Genomic DNA, 4,977 nt, shown 5'->3' with positions numbered 1-4,977 from the left:
CTGCAGCACGTCAATCGGACGCACGTACCCATCGCCATTGACGTCATACGCATTGCTCTGATTGTGCCAGTCCCCGAACTCAACGCCTCCGGCACCTCCGGCAAGCGGCAAACGCGGCTCCAGCGGTTGCATTCGAACCGATCTCGCGGCGTTTCGAGACCGTGACTGATGTTTCAACATGACGTCACCGGTAGATTTCAATTCCCAGGGAGCTTCACTCAGTCCTGTTCCATTGTTGGCAGATTCGTGCTTCAACTGTCACACGCAATGGAAAAATTTCATCAAGAATCATCCTCTCGCCTTTGCGGGCTACCAAATCAGCGGGATGAGACGCCAACGGACGTGCCGACAGTAACGCTGGTAGGCTTCGCTGCTCAACAACAACCGTTCTTCGACATGGATCCGGATCGCGAACAACGCGACGATGGGCAACAAGATCACAAGTTGCTGCCAGTGCAACTCGGCGGCGACGAAACAAGCGACGACCATCACCAGTTCGCCGAGATAGGCGGGATGCCGAATGATCGAGAACGGTCCGCGCACGACCGTGCCGCGAATCGCCGGTAAGATCGCGAAGCAGCGGCCGAGGAAGGCGAAACTCACGATCGCCAGACCACAGCCAGACACGAACAGGATTTGCGCGGCGACATTCCAATCGTCGGGCGACCACCCAAACACCCAGCCGCCGACAAGCACCGCCGGGACGGCCATCAAACCGGTTGCCCAATCACCCTGTTTTTCAGCACCACGCCGGACCAGAAAAAGCACGCCCACCATCAAGTGCAACAGCGACGTCGCGATCAAGATTGCCATCGGGCGCTGTCCCAGATTGGACCACGTCGCCGCGCCGGCCCAGCTCAGGATCGAAACGCCGATCGCGATGTCAACGAGACGCGGCGGCGGGGGCACTAGTAGATCCAGAATCCCCAGTTGAACATCCAGCTGAGCAGGTTGATCACGATCAACCCGCCGCCCCAGATCATCCATCCCTGCACTTCCGATCCGCCACCGGCGTGTTGCGCTTCCATCATGTGATGCTCAATCGAACCGACGAAGCCGGCCGCTTCATCCGGATCCCATCCGCTGTCGACCAACTTCTGCGAGATCGATTGCGGGTCTTCACCCTCGGCCAAACTTTTTGCCACGACCTCGGCCAAGCCTTGAATCTCATCGGATTCCTGTCCGGGTGGCAATTCCTGATTCATTGTCAATTCGACCGCGTGAAAAAGTAGGGGATTTGATGGCCACTCTATGGCGATCGGAGTCGGCTGTCAAATCGACGTTTACTCTTCTGGGTCTTCGCCGTCTCCTTCGTCGCTTCCCGCTGGCCGTCGCATTCCGGCACGCCGCGTCAGCCGGTGGCGCGCGTCGATGAGTCGTTCATCGTTTTCGGTACAAAAAAACCCACCGCCGACAATCCGATCATGGCCAAGAGCACCGAATACAGCAGGTTGTTGGAAAAGAACGCGATCGAAAAAAAGATCGTCACGCCCGCCGCGGCCGCCCAGCGCGGCGGCAGTAACCACAATCCGAACCCGAACAACGTTTCCACCACAATCACCTTGCGGCTGTACCAGGTCGCGATGCCGCGCAGCGTCTCGGCGTCGTAGGCCTCTCGCAAATAGTTGAACACCCAGAAGTCGCGTTCGCGAAAATAAATGTCGTAAAAGACTTCACCCGACCAGTACTCCGGTGTCCACTTTCCGACCGCGCCGCCGAGCAGAATCATCGACGCGATCGCGCGGCCTAAAAATGCCCCGCGACGCAGCAGATCCGCGGGCTCGTCCCGTTCCATCCGCGTCGCAAACCAGAACACCCAAATCGAAGCCCACAAGCTGGTCGCAAACGTCATGTCGTTGTGACTGCCCTGATGAAGCAACATGATTACCAAGCAACCGACCTGTGCCGACGCACACAACATGCGAATCCAAGGCAACATGCCGACCACGCCCAAGATGATCGCGGTCAGTGATCCGAGATAGGCCCAACGGATCACATCGGCCGATTGCAGCCACGCCGGAAAGAACGGATCGGACAGCAGCAGCCGATGATAAACCTGATCGGCCAGTAAGAAGAACTCGTACTTCCATGCCAGTCCCGCGAACACGCTGATCTGAACGATCAAGTACGCCCACAACACCCGTCCCGAGTACGGCGCCGCGACTTCGACTTCCTTTCCACTGCCGTCTGTTGCCTTGCCGCCGAACATCACCGGTCACCCCCGGGCGAAAGAATCTCAGACGACTCGCGAATCCACTCGAATCTGCCTTCGCCGATCGGCTTGGCGTGGATCTTGGTTTCCAACGTCTGCCCCCGATAAGACGATCTGATCGTCACCCAGCGATCCTGGCCGGGACTGAGCAACGAGTAGCGTCCGTTGGCGAACGTCAGCACCCGAGTGGGAAAGTGGTTGATGTAGCGGGGTCGACTCGAGTCGAGCACCGGCGTGATCAAACCTTCCGGCAAATCGCGGATCTCGTATTGATTGCCGAAGTTGTACATCGCCGGAACCGGCGCCTGGATGGCCCAACACGCAAACGATTCGGTCGACAAATGAAAACGCTTCATCGTCACGCGGGCGATCGCCGGATAAAACGGCATCAGCAACAACCAAACCGTCACCGCGCAGACGCCCAGCAGGATCAGCACGAACAGCGGATCGCGACGGGGCCGGCGAGTTTCTGTGTCCATGGCATCCTCCGCAGCAACGCGACGATCGGTTGTATCGTTTCTCAATCGTGGGATAGGCTTCTGAGCAGGGATGACGCAACCTGCCTGATCGTTTAAATCGCCAAACCCTCATACGCCCGGTCAAGCTCAAGCGTCAGAGTTTCAATCGGCAATTCGAACCGCTCCCCTGCACCGTACTCCTGACGGAGGAAGCCTGAATCCCCGCGAGTGTAAACCACTGCCGATTTCACGGTTTGTTCCATCAGCGAAGGTTGTGCATGGCCGTTGGCCAAAAAGCCACTCGTGCAGATACCAATGCCAGGGGGAGAGTGACCAATACCTTTGATGATCAACGATGCAAAAACTGCTCGACCTCAAAATGGCAAAGCTGAAAAAATAGCCCACCGATGGCAGCGCGAACCCACGGATCCCCGGCTGATTCGCATCCGTGGGTTCGCGCTGCTATCCGTGGGCTTTTAAACCGTCGCACAGTTCCCGGAATTGCCCATCAATCCATCAACGGACCGCGACGGGCCTTTCACCACGACTCACGCATTCTCGATCAACCGCAATGCGATCTCTCGAATTTTTTGCGGATTGGCGTTGGGGTTCTTGTTGCGGGCTTGACCGATCAAGGAACCGACGGCTTTTTGATTGCCGTTTTTGACATCGTCGACGACCTTGGGGTTAGCCGCGAGCAGCTCTTTGACCAACGTTTCCATTTCCGAATCGTCAACGGCCTCGATCCCCAAGGCCTTGATCGCCTCGTCGATGCCGCCGCCGTTTTCGCTGAGGTGTTTGAACACGTCGCGTGCGCGGTCGTTGGTCAGTTCTCCGCTGCTGACTTTGGAGAGCAGTTGGGCGAGTTGTTCGGCCGTCACGCCGAAGGACTCGATGTCCCCGCCCTGCTCTTTCAACGTTCGCATCACGTCCTGCTGGATCCAACTGCTGGCGCGTTTGCCGTCACCGCAGGCCATCGCGACGGCGTCATAATACTCGACCATGCCGCGGCCTTGAGAAACGATCACGTCGGCGTCGTAGGCCTTGATGCCGTACTGCGACTGCAATCGCTCGCGGGTCTCTTCCGGAGTCTCCCCGAGTGACGCGCGGATCTCTTCGACGCGTTCGCTGGGGATTCGGATCGGCAACAAGTCGGGACAAGGAAAATAGCGGTAGTCGGCGGATTCTTCTTTCTCACGTTGCGGATACGTCACGCCTTTGACGTCATTCCAGCCGAAGGTGCGTTTGCCGTGGGTCTCGATCGTATTCCCCGTTTCCTCCCACTCGGCATACTGTCGGTCGACTTCAAAGTGCAGCGCCGCAACGACGTTGCGAAAGCTGTTCATGTTTTTGACTTCGACGATCGGCGTGGCAATCCGCTCGCCATGTTTGTCGATGTGCAAGTTGACGTTGGCATCCACCCGCAGACTGCCCTCTTGCATTTCGCAATCCGAAACGCCCAAGTGCGTCATGATCTCTTTCAGTTTGGTCAGATACGCCAACGCCTCTTCAGCCGTTCGCAAATCCGGCTCACTGACGATCTCCAACAGCGGAGTTCCGCAACGGTTCAGATCGATGCGACTGTCGGCGCGGCCGGCCGCCTCGTCGTGCATGCTCTTGCCGGCGTCTTCTTCCAGGTGGGCGCGGGTGATCCCGATCTTTCGCGTGGCATCATCATCGGCCGGATCAGCGATCTCCAAACACCCGTCGGCACAGATCGGAAGATCGAACTGGCTGATCTGGTACCCCTTCGGCAAATCAGGATAGAAGTACTGTTTGCGATCCCATTTGGTCAGCGGCGGAATATCACAATTGATCGCCAACCCGGCTCGGATCGCCAGCTCGATCGCGTGCTCGTTGATCACCGGCAACGCGCCGGGCAAGCCTAAACAAACCGGGCAGACTTGCGTGTTGGGGGGGCTGCCGAATTTGGTACTGCAACCGCAAAACAACTTGGTCGCCGTCTTCAGTTGGACGTGGACTTCCAGTCCGATGATCGTCGTGGTCGGTAGCTGTGACATCGTTTATTGATTCGGTCGTTGGGTGTGATAATCGGTCGCCGATTGAAAAGCAGATGCCGCGAATAGCAAGCGACTCTCTTCCAACGTCGGGGCCTGCAGTTGAATCCCGATCGGCAATCCCGCAGGATCGAATCCGCCCGGCAACGAGATCGCGGGGACGCCGGCCAGGTTCGCGCCGACGGTGAACAGATCGCACAGATACATCTGGATCGGATCGTCAATCTTGTCGCCCAGCGGAAACGCCGGCGTCGGTGTGACCGGTCCCAACAACAGATCGACTTGCGAG

The 4,977-nt window shown here is 58.0% G+C and carries 6 protein-coding genes; all 6 read right to left on the bottom strand.

What is annotated here, in order from left to right; genetic code table 11:
• Positions 1 to 309: 309 nt before the first annotated feature.
• A complete protein-coding gene (locus tag ABX749_RS21560) occupies positions 310 to 909 on the bottom strand; it encodes an isoprenylcysteine carboxylmethyltransferase family protein (protein WP_372897798.1) in 600 nt (199 codons plus the stop codon).
• The gene (locus ABX749_RS21555; protein WP_145220018.1) at positions 909 to 1,205 is read right to left on the bottom strand and encodes a hypothetical protein; all 297 of its coding nucleotides are present in this window, start codon (positions 1,203 to 1,205) and stop codon (positions 909 to 911) included. The genes ABX749_RS21560 and ABX749_RS21555 overlap by 1 nt, the downstream gene beginning before the upstream one ends.
• Before the next feature lie 146 nt (positions 1,206 to 1,351).
• A complete protein-coding gene (locus ABX749_RS21550) occupies positions 1,352 to 2,209 on the bottom strand; it encodes a hypothetical protein (RefSeq protein WP_372897797.1) in 858 nt (285 codons plus the stop codon).
• Positions 2,209 to 2,691, bottom strand: a complete 483-nt coding sequence (locus ABX749_RS21545; protein ID WP_372897796.1) for a hypothetical protein — start codon at positions 2,689 to 2,691, stop codon at positions 2,209 to 2,211. The genes ABX749_RS21550 and ABX749_RS21545 overlap by 1 nt, the downstream gene beginning before the upstream one ends.
• A gap of 527 nt (positions 2,692 to 3,218) precedes the next feature.
• Positions 3,219 to 4,691: an Asp-tRNA(Asn)/Glu-tRNA(Gln) amidotransferase subunit GatB gene (gene gatB, locus ABX749_RS21540; protein WP_372897795.1), complete on the bottom strand. Its 1,473-nt coding sequence runs from the start codon at positions 4,689 to 4,691 to the stop codon at positions 3,219 to 3,221.
• A 3-nt stretch (positions 4,692 to 4,694) separates the two neighbouring features.
• On the bottom strand, positions 4,695 to 4,977 hold a 283-nt coding region (locus tag ABX749_RS21535), incomplete at its 5' end, for an amidase family protein (protein WP_372897794.1).

It is taken from the genome of Stieleria sp. (assembly GCF_041595215.1).
Taxonomy (GTDB): domain Bacteria; phylum Planctomycetota; class Planctomycetia; order Pirellulales; family Pirellulaceae; genus Stieleria; species Stieleria magnilauensis.
The sequence above is the reverse complement of the archived record's forward strand: the minus strand, read 5'-3'. Positions and strand labels throughout refer to the sequence as shown.

Excerpts from the sequence above, each read along its gene's own strand:
- gatB (WP_372897795.1), bottom strand. The coding sequence starts at position 4,691 with ATGTCACAGCTACCGACCACGACGATCATCGGACTGGAAGTCCACGTC.
- ABX749_RS21555 (WP_145220018.1), bottom strand. The coding sequence starts at position 1,205 with ATGAATCAGGAATTGCCACCCGGACAGGAATCCGATGAGATTCAAGGC.
- ABX749_RS21550 (WP_372897797.1), bottom strand. The coding sequence starts at position 2,209 with ATGTTCGGCGGCAAGGCAACAGACGGCAGTGGAAAGGAAGTCGAAGTC.
- ABX749_RS21545 (WP_372897796.1), bottom strand. The coding sequence starts at position 2,691 with ATGGACACAGAAACTCGCCGGCCCCGTCGCGATCCGCTGTTCGTGCTG.